This window comes from Methanomethylovorans sp., from assembly GCF_041447285.1.
Lineage (GTDB): Archaea > Halobacteriota > Methanosarcinia > Methanosarcinales > Methanosarcinaceae > Methanomethylovorans.
Genome location: NZ_JBGMEB010000008.1, coordinates 1 through 25,308 on the forward strand (window position 1 = coordinate 1; position 25,308 = coordinate 25,308).

Below are 25,308 nucleotides of genomic sequence, written 5' to 3' on the forward strand. Positions count from 1 at the left end.
TATCGTAGAATCTTACATGAAATTATTAGAACTGTCAAATTGGTTTTCCTGACAAAAAAAGAAAATATTGGCTAAAAAAGAAGCCAATATCTTCATCAAGGAGTGAAAACTGTCAAACTTAGGTTTATTCATTTTCCATGAACCTGCAACCTGATTCACCACCAATTGGCTATCACCTTGAACGACTATATCTGTCCATATAAGGTCAATTGCTTGCTTTAGTCCTTCGATAAGCGCTGAATATTCGGCCTGATGACTATACCATTTTCAATGATTATGGCTTCTATCGCGTGCACCTGGATTAGGGACCGCGCCGCCATCGAATTGCATTACATTAATGATTTTATCTCCTTTGATTGGGCTGGCAAAGCTTAGGGTTGCACAACCGCCAAACAGCAAACCACTCGAAGCAAGAGTAGAATCCTTTGAATAACAGCTCAAGCTCTTACTAGAATCAATATCTATAGAATCAGAATTTAAAGATGGGCCCGCTGAGATTCGAACTCAGGATCCCCGCCGTGTAAAGGCGATGTCATAACCGGCTAGACCACGGGCCCATAAAGTTTTCAAGTAGATTATTCGTTGACGGTTTCGTCTTCGAGCAACCCCTTAATGTAACTAGTTGTATTTAACCCTTTTTGGTGGAAGAGGAAATTCAGCCATGCCATTGTCGCATTGAGGATGGTCTATCTATATTTTCGTTATCATTAATACTTTTAACACAGATGCTGCACAGAGCCAGTATTTAAATAATAACGAAGTAATATAGCTTGGTAATGCCTCGTGATGCAAGTGAAGAAAAGGAAATAGAGGTAGTAGAGGAGTACATTGGAGATTACGGAAGTGTCCGATCCATAGTACGTGAGGCCCTTCCATTTGAGATCATAGCAACAATGGGAGGAGTCATTGCAGGTATCATTTTCTCCGGTATGACTAAAGAACTGCAACTGATCCCCGGCTTGATAGTTATCGCGCCCGCAGTGCTTGGCATGCGCGGCAATATTTCCTGTACACTAGGTTCACGCCTTGGCAGTGCGATACACATGGGTCTTATCACGAAGATAGAGAACAATCCTGAGCTTACCAATAACATTGGCGGCTCATTGTTATTGAGTTTTGTCATTTCAGCAATTCTTGGGCTAATGGGTCACTTCGTGACAATTGCTTTTGGCCTTGAAAGTGCCGGTGCGCTGAAACTCATGTTCATAGCTGTGCTGGCAGGGGTATCATCAGGGCTCATACTCGTAGTAGTGGCTGTTTTCCTTGCTCTTGGAATGTTCAGGTTTGGTTTTGATCCGGATAATGTCGTTACCCCCGCCATTGCTACCATCGGGGATATAGTTTCCATGCTTATGCTTTTCTTGGCCGCCAAGGTGGTGCTTTTCCTATGACCTATTATACAGTAAAGGGAATTGTTGCACGAGGTTTTCCTATTCTGGTGACAACTTCCCTTGTTGGTCTGATCACCGGGCAGATCCTGAATTACCGGCTTGACCAGCTTGTATCTATGCCTATTATTCTGCTACTAATTCCTTCTCTTATCAAGATAGGAGGCGATACCGGAAGTATGCTGGGAGCCAGGATTTCCTCTGCCCTGCACATGGGTTTTGGAGGACATATCACAAAAGATCCGGTTGTCAGGAATAGCGTACTGGCAGCGCTGATAGTGGGATTAAGTGCAAGTGCCGTGTTGAGTATCCTGATCTGGATCACTGGTCACTTGTTAGGAATCGGAATTGGTTTTTTCATACTTTTCCAGATCTGTATGATGGCAGGGAGTATTGAACTTATATCAGTATTCTCTACCACTGTGTTCATTTCCTTTATGTCCCACCGATTCGGACTGGACCCCGATGACACAGTGATCCCTATTATTGCAACACTGGGAGACCTTGTTGGTGTTGCAGGTATCTTTGTAACTCTGCGCATGATGAACATGCTATAGTTATTAATCAAGAAAACATATCTTCACATTGAAAGTTAACCCGAGCTGATAAGACATTATGAGTCCAAAAGAGATACGATATACTCCAAGAAACCTCAAGGACATGCTCATTGAGATGAAAGACACCTCTGAACTTATGGTAGATCTGGCATATTCTGCAATGATCTATGACAATGTGGACATTGCTGAAGAGGTAGTGCGCCTTGAAGATAAAATGGACACTCTTTATTATCACATGAAAATATCTGCCCTCCTGAGCACCAGGCGTGTGGAAGAAGCCGCAGAGATGTCAGGTGTCCTGCAGGTTGCACAAGCCTCAGAAGGAATTGCCGATGCTGCAGGAGATATTGCAAAGATCGTACTTATGGAAATGGGTATACCTATGGAGCTGAAGCTTGCTCTGAGGGAAGCTGCTGAGACCATAATCAGGGCTACTGTTCATCCAGACTCCAAAATAGCAGGCCATGCTCTTGGCGACGTGGAAATGGACACCGAGACAGGTATGTGGGTCATTGCTATTCGCAGGCAGAATGACTGGATCTATAATCCCGACCATGAAACAAAGATCAGGGCTGACGATGTGCTCTTTGCAAGAGGGCATGACGAAGGTGTTCCTCTTTTCGTAGAACTTGTAGCAAATGAAAAGTACATTGCAAAAGAAGTAAAGCATGAAAAAGTGTTGCATGACCTCGAAAAAGCTGTGGACATAATTGTGGATATGAAAGATATGGCTGAAATGTCAGTAGGTCTTGCATATTCCGCACTGCTTTTTGATAATGAGGACATCGCTGAGGAAGTAAAGGCCATCGAGTATAAAATGGACTGCATGAAGCATGAATTGCAGCACTGGGTCCTGGAAACTGCCAAGCATGTTTCTGATGTAAATCAGCTGCGAGGACTCTTGCACCTTGCAAATGCCTCCGAATCCATTTCAGATGCAGCATATGCAATTGCAGATATTGTGCTGCGTGATATTGAGCTGCATCCAATTGTAACCATTGCAGTACGTCAATCTGATGAGGTCATAACCCGTCTTACTGTGGCTAGCTGCTCTCCGATAGTTGGAAAGACATTCGGGCAGCTTAAGCTTGAAACCGAGACCGGGGTCTATGTAATGGCTGTAAAAAGAGGCGACAAATGGATCTACAGCCCTAAAAAGAACACTCAGATACAGGTGGGGGACGTTCTTATAGCCCGTGGGTCACACACAGGAGAAGAAGCGCTAATAGAAATGTGTGCCTGCCCTTTGGGTGAAGGAAATAAATGATACCCTTATCTAAGGGTATCTATTCTTTTTACAGAACCATCCTTATTCCCGACGAACACCATATCTGCAACGTCATTGAAGATTCCGTGTTCAACAACTCCAGGGCACATAGATAAGGCAATAGAGAGAGCTTCCACGTTATCTATGGTTCCAAAAGATGCATCTATCACGAAGTTCCCATTATCAGTGATTACAGGCCCATCCTTCCGTGATGCAAGGCGAAGCTGTGGTTCTCCTTCAAGTTCCCGTACGTATCTCATGACCAGTTCCTTTGCATAAGGTAGCACTTCTATTGGTACGAAATGGTCAAGTTGTTCCTTCATTTTCGACTCATCGACCACAACCACGAATTGATCCGCAGAATATGCAACAACCTTCTCCCTGGTATGTGCAGCTCCCCCACCTTTGATCACATTCAGATCAGCATCTACCTGATCAGCGCCATCTATCGCAATGTCAAGATCAGGATATTCAGCCAACGTTGTAAGGGGTATGCCTGCTTCAATAGCCAGCATTTCAGACTGATAGGATGTGACAACAGCCAACACGTCCAGACCATCTGCTACCCTTCTGCCTATTGCTTTAATTGCATAAGCCGTAGTAGAGCCAGTACCGAGTCCTACCACAGTTCCATCATCTACTAAACAAGCAGCAGCTTCTCCAGCTGCCTGCTTTCCTGTGCTACCAGATGTAGCGTTCCTTTCCTGCATGTTCTCACTTACCTTATGGGGATAGTCTTCGTCTGTCTCTTGGGAACAATACTACATCACGTATGTTCTCAACTCCCAGCATTGTCATTACCAGACGTTCGCATCCGACACCCCATCCGGCATGCGGAGGCATTCCATATCTGAAAGCTTTCAGATAGAAATCGAATCCTTCGGGATTGAGTCCCTGGGATTCGATCCTGTTCTTTAGCATATCATGAATGTGTATACGCTGTGCACCGGATGATAGTTCCATTGTCCTGTGCATCATATCAAATGACTTGCTGAACTGTGGCCTGTCCTCGTATGGCATTGCATAGAATGGTTTAATCTCTGTAGGCCAGTCAATGATGAAATAGTGAGAAACTCCCATTTCTTTGAATACATGGGCACCAATAGTATGTTCAGAAAGGGTGCTGAGGTCATCTCCCCATTTGAGTGTCTCTTCACCATGAGTATTTACTATTTCCAGTACTTCATCGTAGGTGAGCTTCGGGAATGGCACTGCCGGGACCTGCAGATCTATGCCAAGCACTTCAAGTGACTTTGCAGCATTTTCCTTCACGTGAGCATAAACATAAGCGATCATGTTCTCAAGGATTGCCATAACATCGAAGTGGTCGCAGAAACTTGCTTCTATATCAATAGAAGTTGCCTCATTGAGGTGTTTTCTGGTATCGTGTTCCTCTGCTCTGAATATGGGGCCTATCTCAAAGACCCTGTCAAGTCCTCCTGACATAAGGATCTGCTTGAAAAGCTGAGGGCTCTGGTTAAGGAAAGCTTCTCTGTCAAAGTATGTTATTGGGAATAGGGATGTTCCACCTTCAGTTGCAGTAGCTACTACCTTTGGGCTTGTAACATCGACAAATCCATTGTCACTAAGATATTTTCTGACTGCCTGAAGAGTTTCATGGCGTATTTTAAAGATAGCTGTGGTCCTGTCTCTTCTCAGGTCCATGAACCGGGAATCCAGGCGAGTGTCCAGCTCGGCCTCAACTTTTCCTGTAGTATCCATGGGCAGAGGAGACTCAGCTTCATTTAACAACTTAATCTCTTTAGGGATGAGCTCATATCCTCCGGGGGCTTTTGCTTCAGCTTTCACGGTAGCAGTGACAGTGATCACAGATTCCCTTACAAGCTTTCTGGCAGTTTCAAGAAGTTCGGCGTCAGTCTTCTTTTTGACAAGGGTTACCTGTGCACGGCCTTCTCTGTCACGCAGTACGACAAAACAAATGCCTCCAAGGTCTCTTACTTCGTACACCCAGCCAGCTAAAGTCACTTCTGAACCATTCATAGCTGCAGGATCTATCTGGGACGTATAATGTGTCCTTAAGTTCAATGACATATATTCACCTTATTAGTAGTAATTTTTACATAAGTACGATCTTTGCATTATAAAAGCAATTACTTTTATATAAACAATATTTATTCAAGACTTTTTTCATTGATCTCAAATGAAACGTTTTCAATCATCATTTTTTCCACTGTTTTGAGATCAGAAGACTGGCTCAGCACCCACATGAGCTTTACAAGAGCAACTTCAGGCAGCATGTCCTCTCCTTCAATAGCTCCTGCTTTTAGTATATCCCTGCCGGTATCATACACACGGTCACACACACGCCCGTGCAGGCATTGAGAGGTTATTATAACTGGCACTTTCATAGAAGTTGCACGCTCTATCATAGGTACCCATTCGGAGGATACATGTCCTAGTCCAGTACCCTCTATTACAATGCCTTTGTATCCTGCATCAAGATAATATGATATTATGTCGGGATTTGCTCCTGGTGTAAACTTTACCAGTGCACATTTAGGCTCAAAACTTCCTCGAAGTTCGAGTTCATGCGAGTTTCTCTTATTATAGTCCAGATGAGTGTGTATCTCGCCGGTATGATAGTCCACAAAACCTATAGGTTCTGAATTAATTGACCTGAATGCATCTCTTCTTGATGTATGCATTTTCCTTACTTTGGTGGCTCGATGTATATCACAGATATCATCGGATTCACTGCCATGCATAACCACACACACTTCCGAGATGTCACTAACAGCTACCTTAGCTGCACATATTGCATTCATCGCGTTGTCGCTGCTTGGCCTGTCGGCACTGCGCTGGGAGCCCACAAACACAATGGGAACTGGTGTCTGGACCATAAAAGAAAGTGCAGCAGCCGTATACATCATAGTGTCCGTACCATGTGCGATGATAATCCCATCTGCGCCGCCTTTTATCTCTTCCACCACAGCTCTGGCAAGCTCTTCCCAGTATTCCGTCCTCATGTTCTCGGAAAGGATATTATATATCGCCCTTCCGGAGAAATCAGCAATTTCTGTAAGCTCTGGGATGGCTTTTAAGATATCATCCGCAGAGAACCTCGCAGTAACTGCACCTGTTCTGTAATCTATCTTGCTTGCAATAGTACCGCCGGTAGAAAGAATGGAAACCTTTGGCAATTTTCCCTTAGTTGTCTTTTTTGCCTCAGAGGTGCTGGCAGAGCCAATCTCCTGAGTCTTTGCAGCTTTCTGAAGCAAGGTTATCTTTGTGTTATCAGGAGAGATACCTGCATTATAACCATTTGACATCTTGAGGACAATATGATGTGTAGTGCTCGGCATCACTATGCCCTCGTATCCTACACCGTCCTTTTCTATCCTTATCTTGTCACCCTGTTGGAATTCCATGAAGATCACATCTGCTGATTACATTGATCACGCTTTGGTAATATTTTGTTTCACAAGTTCTACGAGCGTATTTAAGGAAGCTTCAGAAGCGTTTTTCAATGTAGTTATCTCTTCTTCTGTCTGCTTCATAGTTTCTTTTCTTCTGATGATGGCCTTTTCCATTTCTTCAAATGCAGGGCCACCGATGACCTTTCTTTTCTTTATATTTGAAATAGGATCAAGGGCTTCACATACCATCTCTTCTGTAAGTCCCTTGGTACTGAGTTTTATCCCCAGGACCTTGTCTGTCACAGCATCTATCTGTTGCAGATGGATTTCTCCTTCTCCTCTTGCAAGTACGCCTACGACTTGATGAGCTGTCCTGAAGGGTATTCCTGTCACTCTCACCAGCGTATCTGCAAGCTCGGTAGCGGTGGTAAATCCCATCACGGACTTTGAAGCCATGACTTCGTTGTTGACTTTCATAGTCCTTACCATACCCTCCATCATACGTACCGAGCTTCTGGTAGTTTCCAGAGCTTTCCACATGTTAGGTGTTGCTTCCTGCAGGTCACGGTTGTAGCTCAAAGGAAGGGCTTTGCATGTGGTAACAAGAGCCATCAGTGACCCAACCACCACACCGCTTTTTCCTCTCAGCAGTTCTGCAGTGTCGGGATTCTTTTTCTGTGGCATTATGGATGATGTGGATGCATAGCGGTCATCCAGCTCTATGAAAGCGAATTCTGAGGTAGACCAGATCACAAGCTCTTCTGCCATTTTACTTAAGTTTATGATGAGATTTGTGAGCACAGCGGTACTTTCTATTAGAAAATCCCTGCTGCTGACAGCATCCATGGAATTCTCCACAAGGCCGCCAAAACCCAGCAGTTGCTGGGTGCGTTCCCTGTTGATGTTGAAGCCTGTGGAAGCAAATGCAGCAGCTCCCAGAGGGCAGAGGTTAACTCGTGAATATGCACTCTTAAGACGTTCCACATCCCTGCCCAAAGCATCCATATGGGCGATAAGATGGTGAGCCAGTGTAGTGGGCTGTGCATGCTGCAGATGTGTAAAACCAGGCATTAACGTCTCAATATTTTTGGCTGCAAGTGAACCTAAGGTACGGCGTAGAAGTTGTAATTCCTCCATGAGCGCAAGCATCTCTTCGCGCAGGGTTAAACGAATGCATGTTGCAACCTCGTCATTGCGGGATCTTCCTGAGTGCATCCTGCCTCCCACATCCTCGCCAACCATATCGATAAGTCTTGATTCCAACGAAATATGAATGTCTTCGTAAGTATGATCCAGTTTCTCGATGCCTTCTTCCCTGATGTGTAATAGTCCATTGAGGATACTGGAACAATCCTGTTCCTTTATTATTCCCTGTTCCTTTAACATGATGGTGTGGGCAAAGTCCACCATTATGTCTGCATCGAATATCCACTTGTCCGACTTCATTGAAGAAGTGAACTCCATTATGTCCTCATCGGGCGTGCTGGCCAAACGCCCTCTGCGCAGAATATTACTCATCTGTTACCTCTTTTATTTCATTGAGAATCAGGTTGTAGCGTGGTTACGGTCTGTACACTTAAAAAAGAATCGGTATTAATTATATATCACCTTGCAGAATAGGAAGCAGGATATGCACAGTAGTGCCTTTCCTTTGCTCACTTTCTATCCATATTTTTCCTTTATGTGCATCCACTATTTTTTTACAGATGAACAATCCAAGGCCCGTACCTCCGTATTTGCGCCTTATTGAGGGATCAATCTGGTAGAATTTCTGGAATAGATTTGGTAACAGTTCTGGAGGTATGCCTATTCCGTTATCCTGAATGCTGATGTGGATCTTTTCTTCTTCCTTTGCGGCAAAGATACTTATCTTACCACCAAGAGGCGTGAACTTAATAGCATTGTCCAGAATGTTAGTTAGCATGTCTGTGATTTTTTCTGCATCCCCTTCTATTTGAGGTAAATCTTCCTGTACATGGCGAAGGACTTCTATATTCTTCTCAGCGATAGGCATTGCCATATCTGTTACAGCGTTATCAATGAGCTCATTGGTATCTGTTTTGCTAAAATCATACTTTATAGTCTCAGCCTCTGCCATGCTTACGTACAATAGGGAATCAATAAGTCTTCTAAGCCTTTCTGTATTGCGGATAATTGTGTTAACTACTTTAAGCTGCTGATAGTTCATTTCTCCGAGTGTGTCTTCCATAAGAAGGTCACTATATCCTTTGATGGAAGTAAGAGGTGTTCTTAGTTCATGGCTAACGTTTGACAGCAATTCGTTCTTCATCCTGTCCAGTGACTCTAATTCTTTGTTCGCCTTACTAAGTTCAGCGGTATATTTCCTCAACTTCTCTTCGGCGATTTTGCGTTCACCGATATCCTCAACAATACCTACTCCACCAAGCAAGGTACCGTCGTCAGATACATTTGGGCTGTAATCCACTTTTATGAAAGCTTTCTTGCCATTTCCTTCTGCTGTGTATTCTCCCTCAAAATGGCCCAAGCGCAAGGAAAGTACCTCTCTGAAAGCAGTTTTCATCTTTTCATCTTTCAGAGATCTGTTCATGTTAAAACCTATTATCCGTTCTTTAGGTATGCCCAGTATCTCTGCTATCTTGTCGTTACAGTGCGTAACTATGCCATCTTTATCAAAATCAAAGATGCCCAGGGGAGAATTTTCAAATATCATCCTGTACTTTTTTTCAGATTCTTTAAGAGCGCTCTCCACCTCTTTTATGTGTGTGATATCAATGATTATTCCCTGGTAATAGCTCGGTCCTCCCTTTTCATCCCTTGCCAGCATGGACCTTTCAGTGACCCACCTTATTTCTCCCAAGCTCGTAACAATGCGATATTCTTTCGTAAAATAAATTTGTCTCTCTTGTTCAAAATCTGACACGTCGGCATTAAGACCGCTAAGATCTTCAGGATATACAATATCACTATATAGTAATTTTCCAGATGTAAACTCCTCAGCCTGGTAGCCAAACCTGGATATATTTTCCGATACGAAGACCACTGGCCAGCCCGCAAGGGGTTTCCAGAGAAAAGCAACAACAGGACTATTCCTGTATATCACATCCAGTTTGTTTTCTGCTGATTCATGGTCTCCAGATGTTGTACCTATTTTCGTTGTACTCAGACGTTCCACAGTGGCAACCATTCCGGCATAAGATCCTTTCTCATCAAGTAGGGGTAATAGTTGTCCACTTTGTTCTTTCAGTTCTCCCGCAGTTGTGATAATAGGCAATAATGAATAGTGAACTTGTGTCAGAGTCTCCTTAGCCTTATGGAATAATTCCCGGAAATGCACTTCATTCATGATCTTCTGATCGGGTAGCAATAACATCAGGTCCTTGCCCATCAGATCATCTGCTTTTAGGCCGGAAATATCTTCCATACCTTTATTGAAAAAAATGAACCTATTATCACGGTCAACCGCCCAGACTCCTCTCCAGGCGCTTGCAAGAATACGCGTGCAAATATTATCCACATGATTTTGTGGCTTTTTATGTTTTAAATATCTTTTTAGTCATGAAGGGGAATAATAATACTATTTAAAGAAAAATAAAATATAGGTTATAAGGTGATTTTTATGAAAGAAACATTTATTCTATTGATCTGTTGCTTACTTTTCATATCTGTATCTTTTTCAGGATGTGTTGACGTCAAAAAAGAATCTGGAACGGAAAACCTCTCTACTGATGTGATATACCAGACATCGACTATTGGCGCATTGCTTGAAGGTATGTATGAAGGTGATGTAACTGTAAGTGATTTAAGAGAACATGGGGACTTGGGACTTGGAACTTTCAATGGGCTTGACGGAGAAATGGTAGTACTTGATGGTATTGTCTATCAGGTCAAGGCTGATGGAGTGGCATACAGGGTAAATGATTCTATAAAAACGCCTTTTGCCGCTGTCACAATGTTTGAAAGCGATATCAACAAGGCATTAGAACAGGAAATGAACAATACACAACTTAATGCATATATGGAAACTCTGATGCCTAGCAGGAACCTTATGTATACCATAAAAATAGAAGGCAATTTTAGTTACATGAAGACCCGTAGTGTTCCTGCTCAGAAAAAGCCATATCCAAGACTTGCAGATGTCACTAAGAACCAGACTACTTTTGAATTTGAAAATGTCTCAGGAACGATCGTAGGTTTCTGGCTTCCGGATTATGTTGAAAAAGTAAATGTTCCAGGGTATCACCTTCATTTCCTCACAGCTGATGGTAGTGCCGGGGGACATATTCTGGAATGTACTATAAGATCAGGAAATGTCAGTATCGATATTTCAGACGATTTCTTCATGCAGCTTCCTGCAACAGAGGAATTCTTAAGCGGTAACTTCAGTGAAGAAAGAACACAAGAACTTACACAAGTCGAAAAAGGAAAAAATTGAATATTTACTTATTTATTCTGGATGGATTGGCACATTTTGGAAGCAATATGTTCACTGTTGTCCCCTTGCCTTCCTCGCTATCGATCCAGATCTTCCCTTTATGTTCTTCGATTATGATCTTACACATAAAGAGTCCCAATCCATTACCCCCGTAATTGCGTGTAGATGATCCATCTAACTGGACAAACATCTGGAATACCTTTTTCAGATCCTCTTTTGACATTCCAATACCTGTATCTGTGATGGTCAAATGTACAAAGTCATTTTCCATCAATGCCGATATTGTGACCGTTCCGCCATTATTAGTAAACTTTATTGCATTATCCAAAATATGGACAAAAACGCGTGGCAAATATTCAGCATCACCCACTATTTCTGGAAGCTCTGAAGGTAGATTTGTTTCCAATGTTAGTTCTTTAGACTTAAGTTTTTCATTTACTATGTCTAAAGACACATATATCATATTGGATAATGGCAATCTATCAAAATTGTATTTGATAGCACCATGAGTTGCAGTACTGACAAAAAGCAGTGAATCCAGTACCATCTGTAGTTGCTTTGTTTTTTCAACAACTCTATGCATGGCTTTTTTCTGATCAGGGTTAAGAGGTCCCAGATTTTCATCATACACAAGTTCACTGAATCCTTTTATACTCGTAAGAGGTGTATTGATCTCATGCTGCAGATTTGAAAGTAATTCATTTTTGAGTTTGTCTAGGGATTTCAGTTCTTCGTAAGCTTTTGCAAGCTCCTCATTTGCTTTTCTTAGATTTTCTTCCGAGCGTTTGATCCCGGTTATATCCCGCAAATGTTCCACAACCATTATCGCCTTTCCTTCGTCATCAAATATCGGATAAGCTTTCATCTCTTTGATGCTACCATCTGCAGGATTGTTCCATATTGCTTCTTTAGGAAGGCCACTTGCAAAGGATTCCAGTACATGACAGCTTTCAGATGAATTATTACTGTGCCCAAGGATTTCATAACGATGGGGATGTTTTTGTTTTTCTTCTTCAGATAAGTACTCATAACCTTTCCAGTTGCTTGTCACAATTCTAAGGTCTCTGTCAAGTACCAGTATCAGATCATTTATTGCGTTGAAAGTGTTGAAAAGGAGCTTCTTTTGTTGCTGTTGGGCTTGTTCTGCTTCTTCTATCTTGGTAACGTCCTCTATGATGCCTAGGCCACCTTTCAGTTCCCCCTCTGCTGTCAGTTCAGGCAAGTATATAGAATGAAGTTTTATAGGTCTTTTTTTCAGCTCCATATCAAACTCTGCTTCAAGAGGAGTTAATGATGCCTTAGGGGAGGACAATGTTTTCCTTAGCTTTTCATTATCTATAAGAGCAGTAACCTGAAGTCCTACTATCTTGCTTTCAGGCGTGTTAAGTATCTGTGTGAGCTTGTGATTGCAGTTGACAATAATTCCTTTCTTGTCTATGAAAAGCCCTACAGGACAATTATGAAAAAGAGCACTATAGCGTCTGGCGTTTTCCAGAGATATTTTTTCAAGCTCTCTCTTTTCGATCATGTTTCCAAGCAAGCCACAAACCACGTTTAATATCTCATGTGCTTGTGCCCATTGTTCGGAATTTTGCCGGTCTTTATTGTAAAGGGCAGATATGTATCCACGTATTCTTCCATGGACTACTATATCTACAGATATGGATGGATACTGTCCGTTGTCCTGAGCTCCATAGATTTTCCCATCTATTTTTGCAATGATGCCGTACACCTGAAGGGGTAACATTGTTTCAGGTAACGACCTTACAAGCATACTTGTGAGAGAATGCACCGGCAGGCTAGAGTTGAAGAAACTAATTATCTTCAACAATGCAAATTGGTTACTTATAGCACTCTCTCGGGTGCTAGAAGTGCACTCCTCCAAGACGCAGGTATCGTTAATTAATGGCATTTTATTATATTAATTTAAATATAATATTTGTATAAAAGGATTTCCACAGATATTTATCATTCGACAACCAATAGCCATATTTATTAAACATGCGCAAACTATAGGGTGCAGGTCCTTCTGAGGAACCTTCCACAGGTGAAAAGATGTACGCAGACAGAATCAATGCTCTACCACCTTACCTCTTTGCAGCGATCGATGAATCCAAGGCCAGAATGCTGGCAAAAGGAGTGGATGTGATAGACCTTGGCATCGGTGATCCGGATCAGCCCACACCTTCTCATATAGTGGAATCCATGTGCCAGGCTGTTAGGGACCCATCCACACACAGGTATCCATCATACACTGGCATGTTAGATTTCAGGAAAGCCGCAGCCAGATGGTGCAAGGAAACAAAGAATATTGATATCGATCCTGCAAGCCAGACCCTTACTCTTATAGGCTCTAAAGAAGGCGTTGCTCATATTCCTTTGGCTTTCATTAATCCAAATGATGTAGTATTATGCCCTGACCCGGCTTATCCGGTATACAAGATCGGTACTCAGTTTGCAGGTGGAGAACCTTTCATAATGCCGCTTCTGGAAGAAAATGATTTCCTGCCTGACCTTGAAGCTATCCCTCCAGATATGCTGGCAAGGGCAAAACTGATGTTCATCAATTATCCTAACAATCCGACATCAGCAACTGCTGACAGGTCATTCTTCGAAGAGGTAGTAGAGTTCGCAAAGGAAAACAATATTATTGTAGTTCATGATAACGCATATTCTGAAATGGTGTACGATGGATATCAGGCACCAAGTTTCCTGAGCGTGGACGGTGCCATGGATGTTGGCATTGAACTTTATTCCCTTTCAAAAACATATAACATGACCGGATGGCGTCTGGCTTTTGCGGTTGGTAACGAGAAACTCGTTAAAGGTCTTGGAAAGGTTAAATCCAACATTGACTCTGGGGCTTTTGATGCCATCCAAAAGGCTGGTATTACCGCACTTACCGGTTCCCAGCAATGTGTAAGCGATATGAACCGCATATATGAAAAGAGAAGAGATGTGCTCTTAAAAGGTTTGCGTGGCATAGGTCTTGATATGAAAACTCCCAAAGCGACTTTCTATATGTGGGCTCCTGTTCCAAGTGGTTATGATTCAATGGGATTCTCACAGCTTTTACTCGAAAAGGCCGGAATAGTTGCCACTCCTGGAGTAGGGTTCGGGCAGTATGGGGAGGGCTATATAAGATTCGCTCTTACGCAGTCTGTTGAAAGGATCAATGAAGCTGTTTCCAGAATGGAAAAGCTCAATCTGTAATGCCGCAAGAAGAGGGAATTGCAGAGCCTTTATTATCCTCTTCTTCTTTCCACTCCCATATTTATGGACATTTCGGCAATATCGGCGCTATATTCAGATATCCTTTGGAGGCTATGGATTATGGATGCCATTTGTTCTGATCTGCAGCGTTGTGCTTCTTGCTCATTGCGCATGATAGTATAATCTTCGAATTTTCTCGCAAGATTAACAACTTTATTCGAATATCCAATATCTTTATCTTCAAGGGCTTTTAAGGAATCTTTAAACACTCTTTGCGCTAAAGCACCCATGGCAAAGACCTCATCTCTTTCAGGAACTTCTGAGTCCATAAGGATGGTCTGCCTTGCAATTTTTTCCACATGGTCCCCTATGCGTTCGATGATCTTGGTAACAAGTCTGTATCCCAGGCACTGGCGTGGTCTTTCTATACCTATCCTCTCTGCAAGTTTTGGGTCTTCAACTGCCACTTTTAATTGCCTTACAGTAAGAAGGTAGAATCTATCCACTTCATTATCTCTGTTCACTATGTCTCGGGCAAGTTCCAGATCGTGGTTCTTGAGGGCAAGCATTACATCCTCAAGCATTGAACTAATCAGACGCAACATGTTCTGCAATGCCTTTTCCAGTGGCAATTCCTGGTAGTTCATCAGGCTTTGCAACAGTATTTCGTTACGTGATTCCTCAATTACTTCGATACCAATGAGGCGTTGGCGTGTCACATCTTTGAAGAACTTACGGTCATGTGCATGGAAACCTTTGCTTGATACAAGCCGGATCAGATCGTAGCCAGCCAGATAATGTGATACAAGTATTCTGAAATTATCCTCTGGCGAATCTTCCTGGGTGATCTCGATCACTGATTCATGTTTTTTATTCTCGATCTTCGAGTCAGCAGATAACAAAAGAGTACAATCACTTTGCGGTATTAATGTTAAGGCATCCCCTGCATCTAGGCCGCAGTCCCTTACCCATTTAATAGGCAAAGAGACAATATATGTGGAGCCGCCTGTCAGCTGTATTTTCCTTTGTTCATAATCTATAACAACACGCCCTGTAATTTAATCTATCAACATATACTTCCTATGAATACATAAAGGTAGTGAATCAACTATATATTAAACTATAGTTACTTTTCCTAATTAGGAATTAGGGGTGTATCTATATTCTTATCTAAAAGTTATATCTAAAATTACAAGTAAAGCAAAATGACCTTTCAAAAAGAGAAGGTAGGTTTGAATATCAGAAAAATAAAAATATCTGTTGTACGTCAAATCGAGGCAGGGTTAATGAAACCGCTACGCAGCATGTGATCTGCAATCACTATTGCAACCATAGACTCGGCCACCGGCACAAGTCTGGGTGGTATAGTGGGGTCGTGTCTTCCATGTACCTGTACTTCACATTCCTGAACCTTTTTCATATCCACTGTTTTCTGCTTCTTTGAGATGGATGGAGTTGGTTTGATCGCAACCCTGCATATAATAGGAAGTCCTGTGGATATACCACCAATTATTCCTCCTGCATTGTTGGTCTGGCATGTGATCTGTTCGTCTTTTACAATGAACGGATCGTTCATTTGGCTGCCCTTCATGCGTGCACTTGCAAAGCCTGCACCGATCTCAAGTCCTTTGACAGCCCCTATACTCATTAATGCCTTTGCAATGTCGGCATCCAGTTTATCAAATACTGGCTCTCCAAGACCTCTGGGAACTCCTGTGGCAACTACTTCCACGATGCCTCCAAGGCTGTCTCCTTCTCTGCGTGCATCTTCGATTGCTTCCATCATCTTTGCAGCTGCTTTAGGATCAGCACAACGTATGGGCGTCTTTTCCACATTCTCCATCACTTCGGTAAAGGTCATCTCAGAAGCTGCAATTCCACCCAATTCGATGACATGTGCAAAAACTGTGATGCCGTATAGAGAAAGCAAATGTTTCGCAATGGCGCCTGCAGCTACTCTGCCAAGGGTTTCCCGTCCTGATGATCTGCCTCCACCCCTATGGTCACGCATACCATATTTATCCTGGTATAACAGGTCTGCATGTCCAGGTCTGGGAATTGTCCGCAGATATTCATAAGCATTTGAATTTGCATCCTTGTTGCGAACCATCATGGAAATTGGCATGCCAGTGGTCTTTCCTTCAAATATACCTGACAATATCTCCACTATATCGGATTCGTTACGGGGTGTAGAGGCACTGCTTTGCCCAGGTCTGCGCCTGTCTAGTTCTTTCTGTATCACCGAGGCTTCAAGGGACAGTCCTGCAGGTGTGCCATCTACTACTACTCCCAGGGCATTGCCATGTGATTCCCCCCAGGTGGTAACTTTAAAAACAGTTCCAAAAGTGTTGCCAGACATCGTTAGTAAATCATCCTTACTTCTCTTATAGTTTATCCCGCTCTCTTCAATTCATGATGCTGGTTCAAGTGGAGCAGGTTCAATATGGATGACTACGTCCTGGACACCTTCAAAACGTTGTTTTAGCCGATATTCTACAGTATCGGCAATACTATGTGATTCATGGGTAGGCATGTTAGGATGCACTTCCATGTGCAAATCGATGTATATGTGGCCTGCAACGCCTCTTGTTCTTATGTTGTGGCATCCCATTACGCCATCCACTTCGCACACAACATCGTATACTTCTTTTACATCAAGTTGGGATGTGTCACACAGAATAGAAGCGCTTTTAATAATGATGGAGATTGCTGCATAGAATATGATTACTGAAATTACGATCGCTATGATGGGGTCCAGTATAGGGAAACCCGCTTTTATAGCAATGAGTCCTAGGATGACAGAAAGGGATACATAAATGTCACTTTTAGTGTGCATGGAGTCAGCAATGAGCACTTCACTTTGCAATTTCACACCGTTACGATGTTCATAAGTTGTTACAAGGTAATTAACTGTCATTGTACCGATCATGACCATAAAGCTAATAGCAGTCACTTCCGGCAATGATCCATTACCAAATCTTCCAAAAGCCTCACTCACTATCTTGAAGCCTACAAACATCAGCAATACAGCGATGAAAACAGATGCCATTGTCTCGAATTTACGATGACCATAAGGATGCTCTGTATCTGGTGGTTTTGAAGCTGCTTGAATTCCTATAAGTCCAACAACATTGGATATTCCATCAAACATGGAATGATAACCGTCGGATTGCATACTCAAAGTATTTGTTATCTTACCATAAATGATCTTAACAACAGAAACTGCCAGGTTGAGTACCAAGATCAAGATCATTATATTTCGGATCTTTTTATAGCGTGCATCCATCTGTATCTCAGAAGAGATTATTACAGTATTATATAAATTGATATGATTTTTAAATCGAAGATATAAAGCTGAGGCTACATTTATTTCTGATGGCTACTTTTGCATGTACTTACAATATCTACCATAAAGGATACCGGAATCTATAATTTACATGATGATGCTGTTCAATGTATGGTGAAAATTGCTGTCACGGGTAAAGGCGGTGTAGGTAAGACCACACTTTCAGGTACTCTTGCACGAATGCTTGCAAGGGATGGTTTTGACGTAGTAGCCATAGATGCCGATGCGGACATGAACCTTGCATCATCCATTGGCATAATTAATCCTCCAAATCCTCTTACGGACTATCAGGATATGATAGAAGAACGTGCGGGGGAAAAAGGAGGCATGTTCAAGTTCAACCCCAAAGTTGATGACATCGTGGAGAGATTCGGGGTTGTAGGTCCGGATAATGTAAAGATGCTTGTGATGGGCACCATTGATACTGGCGGTAGTGGTTGCATGTGTCCCGCATCCTCTTTCCTTAAAGCATTTCTCAGGCATGTAGTGCTGAAGGATAAAAGTGCAGTGATACTTGATATGGAAGCAGGCATTGAACATCTGGGTAGGGGGACTACAAAAGGCATAGATCTTATGATAGTAGTTGTTGAGCCAGGTAAGAGGTCACTGGAAACCGCTGAAAGGATAAAACATCTTTCTGAGGATATAGGAATCAAACATCTGGCAGCAGTCATCAATAAGGGTAAATCCGTGAACCTTACACCTCAGCTTGAAGCTTTAGGGATATCTGTGCTTGGTGAGATACCCTATGATGAGGACCTTGTCCGTGCAGACCTTGAAGGAGTTGCACCCATTGATATTGGGGGAAAATGGGTGAATGCAGTGGAACAGATCAAGGATAATATGATGCAGATGATCAATGGTTTTCAGGAGGTATAATGAAAAGTAGGAATAATATCCTGAAAACAACCTATGCACAAGTGGAACCTTATGTTACCAAGGATAGCTCTACAATCAGGGAACTTATGCACCCTACGGTACATGGCAACTTGCACTTGAGCCTCGCAGAAGCAAGGGTCCCTCCAGGCGGTGCAACTTTGTTACACTTGCATGAGTCTACAGAGGAGGTATATCATATTACTGCAGGCTGTGGGATCATGACTCTTGCAAAAGAGCAATTTGAAGTAAACTGCGGAGACACTGTCTGCATACCGCCTGGTACGGCACATAAAGTGGAGAACATCTCTGATATGGAACTGGTGATACTCTGCTGCTGTGCACCTGCTTATTCTCACGAAGATACTTCTCTTCTGGAAAATATAGCTCGATAAGAAATGTATTTTTATTTTTCTCAATGTTTACTTTAATAATCTTTTAACCAAAACCGCTTCAATATATGGGTTTTATGAGTTTTCTGGATTATTTGCAGCTATGTCCTGAAAGGTGAGATTTCTCCGATACAGCTAGATATGTATCAAGAAACTTTTATCATATTTTTAACCTCCCATTAAATCAAAGATCCAGTGGCAGCTCAAGATTTCTTATTTGTAACAAATACGATCGTCCTTTGAATATCTGGGATTATGTATTAAGCCAAGAATTATATATAACTAGCAATATATTATTTTAAAAGAGGATATTGTATGAAATCATTGAATGTTTTTCTGGTAAAATGCGGTTTTGAACACGCAGGTTCTACTGCAAGTTCAAATTATGATTTTCTACTAAACAAGAATATCCGTCTTTGTAATTAGTACTTATAGGTACTGTTATTCTCACATTTAAAATATAAAGTTGCTTTGGAGAATCCAAATGGAACTACATGACAAAATATTTAAAAAGATAATAGTTAATTTGACAGTTGTCGTCCTCTACACACTTTTACTGTTAATTATCCTAGCAGTGTTCGATATTTTCCAGACGATGTGGGCTGTATTGTTGAAAACGAGTAATATTAACGAGGTAGTGTACAATGTTCTGACAGTCTTCGTTTTAATTGACCTTTTCAAGACCTTCTCTGATTATCGTGTTCAAGAAAGAATCCGAATTACTTACGTGACCGATGCCACCATTTTGATACTCATGCGTGAGATCACTGTCATGGTATACAGTCATAACTTTGAGATTTACGTATTGCTAGTCTTTGCTGCATTGCTATTAGTATTGTGTATAATGAGGTTCGTTTCCATAAATTATCATCCTACCGATAAAATAGTTACATTAGTCAAAACAAGGGATGACGAAGAAGAATAAATGATGTTTTCTTTTTGAGTAGGGCATTATCATAATAGGAGTGTTGATACATGAAAATTCAGTATGTGGAAAGCCGAAAATATCTGAACTTATAGTCAACATCACAAAAAATACAGAATAACCGGGAGTAAGATAACTCCCATTGCATTACTTTTTCTCACATTCATGAAAGAAGGCAGCAATCCTATAGATGTTGCCATGAGGAAAATCACAATTCCAAACACACCTGTGAATACTGCTACCATTAATACCAGACCTGTCAGCACTGTGATATTCAATTTTCTATAGTCAATTTTTTCCATGAACAAGTGGATGGTATTTCCTATTCTTATGGTGGAATAATAGGAAAATATCGATGCGAGGATGACCACGCATAGTAGAATAAGAATGATTGGTATGTCGATTGCTGACGGCTCTATAAAAGATGATATTGCCACTATTGCTCCGTTACGGGCTCTGCCAATGAAGAAAAAAACAAATAGACCAAAAACAGCATTTGCAGTATTTACACCAGAGACCGAGATAATGAACTCTCTTGCTTCATCTAGCGGATCGTCAGATTTGGTATTACTAGACTTTCGTTTCCCACGTAGCCTGCCGAACTGTTCTGCCAGCAATGTAGCGACAGAAGATGAAACTCCTGGAAGCCAGGCTACAAAAGAACCCGCAACGCTTCCAGAGGAAATAGCTTTTATTATTCTATTGGCAGGCAGACTGACGATGGAAGTGCGCTGTGGAGGAATCACCGAACTGGTTGTCAGACTTATTATCAGCTGGGAAGCTCCAAACAGGCCACTTAACAGAGGAAGGAGTATCGATGGACTGTCTGATTCGAACAATGAGTTAGCCATGTTCTCTTTCCCGAACGCAAAGATGCCAAGCAGACCACTCAGCAGGAATACCAGAAACGCATAAAATATGTATCTGTAATGAGCTAAGGACCCCTGTCCAGGTACATATTCTCCTTTTTCAGTTACTATCATCAGGAAAGCTATGAATAGCAGTATCCAGCCAATGTAGTCCTGTATAAGCGGATATATGGTGTATAAAAGTAAGCCAAAAGGCAAAAGCAGGATGATGGATACAATTACAGAACCTGCACTCCCGAGGGCTGAAAGACGTATAGCTTCAGGTCCTCTGCCATCAAGCAGTAACTGATGACCTGGAAGTACTGCCAATACCATATCCGAGTTAGGAACTCCCAGATAGATAGAAGGTATTATGTCATGAAAAGTGTGCGTGATACAGTTTGCCAGGATCATGCAGATTATGTATATAGGTGGTATGCCGCTTTCAATAAGTAAAGGTGACACAGTTACCAGCAAAAGAGCAAAATTATTGCTATGCAACCCAGGTATTAGTCCTGATACTACACCCATAAGACAACCAGCAAGTATGGAGAGCAAAAAAAGGATCAATGATAGGTCTTCAGTAATTATGGGCATCTCATCGTCCGCTTATTTTTATATTCATAAAATTATAGTTGTACGAGGGTTTGCATACTTATAAATTTACTGGGTTGTTAGAACTTCTAATAAGATTTCAAAACCCTTTATTCCGTTCACCACAAAATTAAATAGTAAGATGCCTTTTCTGCTTCAGGAATAAACATATGAGCATCAAGTGTGATAAGTGTAAACACGATTCTATTATATTCCAGAGATACTCTGGCATGCATCTTTGTAAGAAACACTTCGTGGAAGATGTGGAGCGAAAGATAAAGCTCACGATACGCAAACATTATCCCGTAAAAAAGAATGAAACTATAGCTGTAGCTATAAGCGGTGGCAAGGATAGTAGTGTGCTGCTCTATATGTTGCATAAGGTTCTTGGAGAGCGCCCTGATATCCGGCTCGTTGCCCTTTCAGTAGACGAAGGCATAGAAGGGTATCGCCACAAGACTCTGGAACAAGCAAGAGGCCTTGCCGACAGGCTTGGTGTGGAACATATTATTCTTTCTTTTAAGGAAGAATATGACAGGACAATGGATGAGATAGCTGCGTGGGACCGTGAAAAAGGAACGTGCAGTTATTGTGGTGTCCTGCGTAAATCTATTCTTAACCGCAAGGCTCTGGAATTAGGTGCCACTAAACTTGCAATTGGCCACAATCTGGATGATGAAGCACAGACCATAATGCTCAATCATCTTAAAGGAGATGTAGCACGTATGGTACGCCTTGTTCCTCCATGCGAGCTGGAAGGTCTGGTTCTCAGGATAAAACCTCTGCGTTTTGTTCCTGAAAAAGAGATTGCTATGTATGCTTATTTAAGTGGTCTTCCTCTTAGTGCCGGTGCCTGTCCCTATTCGCATGAGGCTATGCGTGGTGAAGTCAGGGAAATGCTTGATGATTTTGAGGACAAGCACCCCGGAACAAAATATGCCCTTCTGAGCGGGTTTGATAAGATAGCAGATGTTCTCTCAAGGGAAATGCCCATTGCAAAGCTCGCAAATTGCCGGATTTGCGGGCAGGCGTGCAGTGGCGAGCTCTGTCAGGCCTGTAAGTTACTTGGAAAACAATAAAAATTTATTATTCAAAGGCATACATATCGAAGGAGTAGAGCTTCTTCCCTGTGCGATCCATATACATGCGTGTGATCCATATTGTTGTTAGAGGTCTGACCACAAATAAAGAAACAAAAAGGTAAGCTAAGCTCCATATGTCTGCAAGTGCTTCGACCGAACTAATAGCACTTCCCACTATTTCCAGTGTCAAAGAAATAAATACTATAATTCCGATGATCGCAATTACGCCACCTATATTATTTTTGAAGAACTCAATGCTTTTCTCCAATGCTGAGATGGGGTCCAGATCATCGACTACCAAAGCATACTCTACAAAGAACAGCAATATTCCAACGATCATGGCATAGAGGAACCAAAACAATGTGCCTAAGCCTATCAGTATGCTTCCTGTGGAAGTTGGATTAGATTCTAATGTTTCAAGTCCTCCGGAAATTACTACGCCAGGTACTATGAAGATCACACCTGCCACTATAATAAGACCCACTAGTGTTTTGGCAAAAAGAAGGTTCAATGCATGGTGGCGGGCAGAGGACCACATTTGCCCTATGGAAGTATCACCGCTAATAAGTGCAAGGCGGCACATGCCGATAGCACCAGCTTCAAAAAATGATCCAATTAGTAAGAATAGCATTAATATGAACACTGTGCCGATTATGAAAAGCAGAAGATTTTCTTTTAAGAGTGAACTAAGTATTCCTAGATATACTTCCGGTGGTACATTATCGGCCACGGTAGATGAAGCAATTTCAGGCAGTACAAAGACCATTACAAAAAGGGTGATCGCGAATATGGAAAACAGGATAGTTGCCATCAGATCAAGAATAAAAGGAACTGCTATTATCATGTTCCTTTTCCATGTTCCATAGCCTTTGTTCAGTAAAGTGCCCAGATCTTCATGCATGCTTCTGCTCCAGTAGCTACCTTATACATTTTAATATAAATAGTGTTCCAACGAATTAAAAAAAAGAGTGAGGCCAAATGGCCTCATATGTTTTAATTTATTTAGATAAGTCCCTTGCCGATGAACAAAGCTGAGAACAGGATAGCGATCATGTTTACCACTTTGATCAGAGCATTAAGAGCAGGACCGGATGTATCCTTAAATGGATCACCAACAGTGTCGCCTACTACTGCAGCCTTGTGTGCATCTGAGCCTTTGCCGCCATATTCTCCGTTCTCTATGAACTTCTTTGCATTATCCCAGGCTCCACCGCCATTGTCCATTGTAAGGGCGAGCAGTAAACCTGCGACAATAAGTCCTATGAGCAGTCCTCCAAGGGCAGATGGGCCCAGTAAAAGACCAACTATTAATGGAACTACTATTGCAAGGAAACCAGGAATGACCATTTCATGGATAGCTGCGACAGTTACAATGTCCACACATTTCCCATATTCGGGTTTTGCTGTTCCTTCCATGATGCCGGGGATCTCCTTGAACTGTCTGCGCACTTCATCAACGATCTTGACAGCCGCCTTACCTACAGCCTGCATTGTTACAGCTGTGAAGAGGAATGGCAGAAGTCCTCCGATCAAAAGACCGACAAGCACGACTGGCTGGTCCAGACTCAGATTAAGGGCAACTCCGTTGGGAGAAACTTTGCTCTTGTAATCTGCGAACAAGGCCAGAGCACCCAGAGCAGCAGAACCAATCGCATAACCTTTTGTAACTGCTTTGGTGGTGTTACCTACAGCATCCAGAGCATCAGTGACTTCACGTACTTTTGAAGGCATGCCTGCCATTTCAGCTATACCGCCGGCGTTATCGGTGATTGGCCCATAAGAGTCAAGCGCCACGATCATACCTGTTGTGGAAAGCATTGCAGCTGCTGCAACAGCGATGCCGTATAAACCAACAGATGGGTCAGCTGCACCGCCTACAACTAAGTATGAGGCAAGGATACCTGCTACAATTGCCAAAAGAGGCAGAGCAGTACTCTCAAAACCAATGGCAAGACCAGAGATAACGTTGGTTCCTGCACCAGTCTTTGATGCAGCTGCTATTGTCTTAACAGGGCGGAAACTTGTAGAAGTATAGTACTCAGTGAAAACCACCATGAGAACCATTATTATTATACCAATGACAGCAGCGAGGTAGATCCTCATGTCATTCATCAGCATATCTGTAATGAAGTAGAAGAACACCAGACTGATGATAGCAGAGCCTGCAACACCTTTGTACAGTGCTTTCATTATTTTGTTGTCAGATCCTATCTTTACGAAGAATACAGATATGATAGAAGCAATAATTGCTGACGAACCCAGCATCAATGGGTATAGGACAGCATTGGGGAATTTATCAATTATAAGTGAACCCAGCAGCATTGAAGCGAGTACAGTGACCACGTATGTCTCAAACAGGTCAGCACCCATTCCTGCACAATCTCCTACGTTGTCTCCTACGTTGTCAGCGATAACTGCAGCATTACGTGGATCGTCTTCAGGGATGCCTGCTTCGATCTTACCTACAAGGTCTGCACCTACATCAGCAGCCTTTGTGAAAATACCGCCGCCCACCCTTGCGAACAGACTGATAAGACTGGCACCAAAACCGAAACCTACTACAAGGTCTACATCACCATATAGTATGTAGAATCCGCTGGTACCCAGCAAGGCAAGTCCTACTACTGCAAGACCTGTGACAGCGCCACCGCGGAATGCCACATGCATTGCCTTTTGCAGACCACCGGAAGCAGCATGTGCTGTCCTTACGTTTGCTCTGACTGATACGTTCATTCCTATGTACCCTGCAATAGCAGAACTTATGGCACCCACCAGGAAGCCGATGGCGATCTTATCTCCATCTGGCAACAGTACGAATATTAGGACTGCCAGAATGATTGCCACAATAGCTATTGTTTTGTACTGCCGATTCAAATAAGCCATTGCACCTTCTTGTATTGCAGCTGATATTTTCTGCATCTCTTTTGATCCAGTGCCTTCTTTAAGAACACTGCTTGCAAAGAAGCCAGCAAATATCAGACTGACAAGACCGGCAAGAGGTGCCAGGTAATATAAAACATCCATTATGT

21 protein-coding genes, 1 tRNA gene and 1 pseudogene are annotated in these 25,308 nt (G+C 42.3%); 9 read left to right on the forward strand and 14 right to left on the reverse strand.

Annotated features, from left to right (window positions below):
* Nucleotides 1–12: 12 nt before the first annotated feature.
* Nucleotides 13–243, reverse strand: a pseudogene (locus ACC612_RS05210) (reverse transcriptase-like protein); the annotation flags it as partial.
* A gap of 240 nt (nucleotides 244–483) precedes the next feature.
* Nucleotides 484–557: transfer RNA gene (locus tag ACC612_RS05215), tRNA-Val, on the reverse strand.
* 219 nt (nucleotides 558–776) lie between these two features.
* Here ACC612_RS05215 and ACC612_RS05220 point away from each other — a divergent pair.
* Genes ACC612_RS05220 through ACC612_RS05230 form a run of 3 tightly spaced genes read left to right on the forward strand, consistent with a single transcriptional unit; the run spans nucleotide 777 to nucleotide 3,212 of the window.
* Nucleotides 777–1,391, forward strand: coding sequence for a magnesium transporter (locus tag ACC612_RS05220; RefSeq protein WP_371853429.1), 615 nt, complete (start codon nucleotides 777–779; stop codon nucleotides 1,389–1,391).
* On the forward strand, nucleotides 1,388–1,945 hold the full coding sequence (locus ACC612_RS05225; protein ID WP_371853430.1) for a magnesium transporter: 558 nt from the start codon (nucleotides 1,388–1,390) through the stop codon (nucleotides 1,943–1,945). The genes ACC612_RS05220 and ACC612_RS05225 overlap by 4 nt, the downstream gene beginning before the upstream one ends.
* A 58-nt stretch (nucleotides 1,946–2,003) precedes the next feature.
* Nucleotides 2,004–3,212, forward strand: coding sequence for a potassium channel family protein (locus tag ACC612_RS05230; RefSeq protein ID WP_371853431.1), 1,209 nt, complete (start codon nucleotides 2,004–2,006; stop codon nucleotides 3,210–3,212).
* Nucleotides 3,213–3,217: 5 nt separating this feature from the next.
* Here the strand turns inward: ACC612_RS05230 and rpiA are convergent, their stop codons facing one another.
* The 5 genes from rpiA to ACC612_RS05255 form a co-directional block, all read right to left on the reverse strand.
* Nucleotides 3,218–3,922 (reverse strand): ribose 5-phosphate isomerase A, encoded by a 705-nt coding sequence (gene rpiA / locus ACC612_RS05235; protein WP_371853432.1) that lies wholly within the window; start codon nucleotides 3,920–3,922, stop codon nucleotides 3,218–3,220.
* Between the two features lie 13 nt (nucleotides 3,923–3,935).
* Nucleotides 3,936–5,264, reverse strand: a complete 1,329-nt coding sequence (gene aspS / locus ACC612_RS05240; protein WP_371853433.1) for an aspartate--tRNA(Asn) ligase — start codon at nucleotides 5,262–5,264, stop codon at nucleotides 3,936–3,938.
* Nucleotides 5,265–5,344: 80 nt separating this feature from the next.
* Nucleotides 5,345–6,601 (reverse strand): Glu-tRNA(Gln) amidotransferase subunit GatD, encoded by a 1,257-nt coding sequence (gatD, locus tag ACC612_RS05245; protein ID WP_371853434.1) that lies wholly within the window; start codon nucleotides 6,599–6,601, stop codon nucleotides 5,345–5,347.
* Between the two features lie 27 nt (nucleotides 6,602–6,628).
* Nucleotides 6,629–8,107, reverse strand: a complete 1,479-nt coding sequence (argH, locus tag ACC612_RS05250; protein WP_371853435.1) for an argininosuccinate lyase — start codon at nucleotides 8,105–8,107, stop codon at nucleotides 6,629–6,631.
* Between the two features lie 79 nt (nucleotides 8,108–8,186).
* On the reverse strand, nucleotides 8,187–10,085 hold the full coding sequence (locus tag ACC612_RS05255) for a PAS domain S-box protein (RefSeq protein ID WP_371853436.1): 1,899 nt from the start codon (nucleotides 10,083–10,085) through the stop codon (nucleotides 8,187–8,189).
* Nucleotides 10,086–10,187: 102 nt separating this feature from the next.
* Between ACC612_RS05255 and budA the strand changes: the two genes are divergently transcribed.
* Nucleotides 10,188–11,003, forward strand: coding sequence for an acetolactate decarboxylase (budA, locus tag ACC612_RS05260; protein ID WP_371853437.1), 816 nt, complete (start codon nucleotides 10,188–10,190; stop codon nucleotides 11,001–11,003).
* A 4-nt stretch (nucleotides 11,004–11,007) separates the two neighbouring features.
* Here budA and ACC612_RS05265 read toward each other — a convergent pair whose 3' ends face one another.
* Nucleotides 11,008–12,777: an ATP-binding protein gene (locus tag ACC612_RS05265; RefSeq protein WP_371853438.1), complete on the reverse strand. Its 1,770-nt coding sequence runs from the start codon at nucleotides 12,775–12,777 to the stop codon at nucleotides 11,008–11,010.
* Nucleotides 12,778–13,058: 281 nt separating this feature from the next.
* On the opposite strand from ACC612_RS05265, the gene ACC612_RS05270 reads away from it, so the two are divergent.
* Nucleotides 13,059–14,216, forward strand: a complete 1,158-nt coding sequence (locus ACC612_RS05270) for an LL-diaminopimelate aminotransferase (RefSeq protein ID WP_371853439.1) — start codon at nucleotides 13,059–13,061, stop codon at nucleotides 14,214–14,216.
* Between the two features lie 32 nt (nucleotides 14,217–14,248).
* Here the strand turns inward: ACC612_RS05270 and ACC612_RS05275 are convergent, their stop codons facing one another.
* From ACC612_RS05275 to ACC612_RS05285, 3 genes are all read right to left on the reverse strand, one after another.
* Nucleotides 14,249–15,199 (reverse strand): phosphate uptake regulator PhoU, encoded by a 951-nt coding sequence (locus ACC612_RS05275; protein WP_371853440.1) that lies wholly within the window; start codon nucleotides 15,197–15,199, stop codon nucleotides 14,249–14,251.
* 284 nt (nucleotides 15,200–15,483) lie between these two features.
* Nucleotides 15,484–16,575 carry a chorismate synthase gene (gene aroC, locus ACC612_RS05280; protein WP_371853441.1) on the reverse strand — a complete coding sequence of 364 codons (1,092 nt, stop codon included), beginning with the start codon at nucleotides 16,573–16,575 and terminating at the stop codon, nucleotides 15,484–15,486.
* Nucleotides 16,576–16,626: 51 nt separating this feature from the next.
* The gene (locus tag ACC612_RS05285) at nucleotides 16,627–17,502 is read right to left on the reverse strand and encodes a cation diffusion facilitator family transporter (RefSeq protein WP_371853442.1); all 876 of its coding nucleotides are present in this window, start codon (nucleotides 17,500–17,502) and stop codon (nucleotides 16,627–16,629) included.
* 171 nt (nucleotides 17,503–17,673) lie between these two features.
* Here ACC612_RS05285 and ACC612_RS05290 point away from each other — a divergent pair, with 171 nt between their 5' ends.
* The 3 genes from ACC612_RS05290 (at nucleotide 17,674) to ACC612_RS05300 (ending at nucleotide 19,755) form a co-directional block, all read left to right on the forward strand.
* Nucleotides 17,674–18,441 carry an AAA family ATPase gene (locus ACC612_RS05290; protein ID WP_371853443.1) on the forward strand — a complete coding sequence of 256 codons (768 nt, stop codon included), beginning with the start codon at nucleotides 17,674–17,676 and terminating at the stop codon, nucleotides 18,439–18,441.
* Entirely contained in the window at nucleotides 18,441–18,833 is a 393-nt protein-coding gene (locus ACC612_RS05295) for a cupin domain-containing protein (RefSeq protein WP_371853444.1), read from the forward strand. Before ACC612_RS05290 ends, ACC612_RS05295 begins: the two co-directional genes overlap by 1 nt.
* A gap of 481 nt (nucleotides 18,834–19,314) precedes the next feature.
* Nucleotides 19,315–19,755: a phosphate-starvation-inducible PsiE family protein gene (locus tag ACC612_RS05300; protein ID WP_371853445.1), complete on the forward strand. Its 441-nt coding sequence runs from the start codon at nucleotides 19,315–19,317 to the stop codon at nucleotides 19,753–19,755.
* A 101-nt stretch (nucleotides 19,756–19,856) separates the two neighbouring features.
* On the opposite strand, the gene ACC612_RS05305 is transcribed toward ACC612_RS05300, so the two are convergent.
* Nucleotides 19,857–21,200 (reverse strand): tripartite tricarboxylate transporter permease, encoded by a 1,344-nt coding sequence (locus ACC612_RS05305; protein ID WP_371853446.1) that lies wholly within the window; start codon nucleotides 21,198–21,200, stop codon nucleotides 19,857–19,859.
* Between the two features lie 167 nt (nucleotides 21,201–21,367).
* Between ACC612_RS05305 and ACC612_RS05310 the strand changes: the two genes are divergently transcribed.
* Nucleotides 21,368–22,276, forward strand: a complete 909-nt coding sequence (locus tag ACC612_RS05310; protein ID WP_371853447.1) for a TIGR00269 family protein — start codon at nucleotides 21,368–21,370, stop codon at nucleotides 22,274–22,276.
* A 7-nt stretch (nucleotides 22,277–22,283) separates the two neighbouring features.
* On the opposite strand, the gene ACC612_RS05315 is transcribed toward ACC612_RS05310, so the two are convergent.
* Nucleotides 22,284–23,180, reverse strand: a complete 897-nt coding sequence (locus ACC612_RS05315) for a hypothetical protein (RefSeq protein WP_371853448.1) — start codon at nucleotides 23,178–23,180, stop codon at nucleotides 22,284–22,286.
* A 101-nt stretch (nucleotides 23,181–23,281) separates the two neighbouring features.
* Nucleotides 23,282–25,303 (reverse strand): sodium-translocating pyrophosphatase, encoded by a 2,022-nt coding sequence (locus ACC612_RS05320; RefSeq protein ID WP_371853449.1) that lies wholly within the window; start codon nucleotides 25,301–25,303, stop codon nucleotides 23,282–23,284.
* Between the last annotated feature and the right edge of the window lie 5 nt (nucleotides 25,304–25,308).

Excerpts from the sequence above, each read along its gene's own strand:
- ACC612_RS05220 (WP_371853429.1), top strand. The coding sequence starts at position 777 with ATGCCTCGTGATGCAAGTGAAGAAAAGGAAATAGAGGTAGTAGAGGAG.
- ACC612_RS05225 (WP_371853430.1), top strand. The coding sequence starts at position 1,388 with ATGACCTATTATACAGTAAAGGGAATTGTTGCACGAGGTTTTCCTATT.
- ACC612_RS05230 (WP_371853431.1), top strand. The coding sequence starts at position 2,004 with ATGAGTCCAAAAGAGATACGATATACTCCAAGAAACCTCAAGGACATG.
- rpiA (WP_371853432.1), bottom strand. The coding sequence starts at position 3,922 with ATGCAGGAAAGGAACGCTACATCTGGTAGCACAGGAAAGCAGGCAGCT.
- aspS (WP_371853433.1), bottom strand. The coding sequence starts at position 5,264 with ATGTCATTGAACTTAAGGACACATTATACGTCCCAGATAGATCCTGCA.
- gatD (WP_371853434.1), bottom strand. The coding sequence starts at position 6,601 with ATGGAATTCCAACAGGGTGACAAGATAAGGATAGAAAAGGACGGTGTA.
- argH (WP_371853435.1), bottom strand. The coding sequence starts at position 8,107 with ATGAGTAATATTCTGCGCAGAGGGCGTTTGGCCAGCACGCCCGATGAG.
- budA (WP_371853437.1), top strand. The coding sequence starts at position 10,188 with ATGAAAGAAACATTTATTCTATTGATCTGTTGCTTACTTTTCATATCT.
- ACC612_RS05265 (WP_371853438.1), bottom strand. The coding sequence starts at position 12,777 with ATGCTTGTAAGGTCGTTACCTGAAACAATGTTACCCCTTCAGGTGTAC.
- ACC612_RS05270 (WP_371853439.1), top strand. The coding sequence starts at position 13,059 with ATGTACGCAGACAGAATCAATGCTCTACCACCTTACCTCTTTGCAGCG.
- aroC (WP_371853441.1), bottom strand. The coding sequence starts at position 16,575 with ATGTCTGGCAACACTTTTGGAACTGTTTTTAAAGTTACCACCTGGGGG.
- ACC612_RS05285 (WP_371853442.1), bottom strand. The coding sequence starts at position 17,502 with ATGGATGCACGCTATAAAAAGATCCGAAATATAATGATCTTGATCTTG.
- ACC612_RS05290 (WP_371853443.1), top strand. The coding sequence starts at position 17,674 with ATGGTGAAAATTGCTGTCACGGGTAAAGGCGGTGTAGGTAAGACCACA.
- ACC612_RS05295 (WP_371853444.1), top strand. The coding sequence starts at position 18,441 with ATGAAAAGTAGGAATAATATCCTGAAAACAACCTATGCACAAGTGGAA.
- ACC612_RS05300 (WP_371853445.1), top strand. The coding sequence starts at position 19,315 with ATGGAACTACATGACAAAATATTTAAAAAGATAATAGTTAATTTGACA.
- ACC612_RS05305 (WP_371853446.1), bottom strand. The coding sequence starts at position 21,200 with ATGCCCATAATTACTGAAGACCTATCATTGATCCTTTTTTTGCTCTCC.
- ACC612_RS05310 (WP_371853447.1), top strand. The coding sequence starts at position 21,368 with ATGAGCATCAAGTGTGATAAGTGTAAACACGATTCTATTATATTCCAG.
- ACC612_RS05315 (WP_371853448.1), bottom strand. The coding sequence starts at position 23,180 with ATGCATGAAGATCTGGGCACTTTACTGAACAAAGGCTATGGAACATGG.
- ACC612_RS05320 (WP_371853449.1), bottom strand. The coding sequence starts at position 25,303 with ATGGATGTTTTATATTACCTGGCACCTCTTGCCGGTCTTGTCAGTCTG.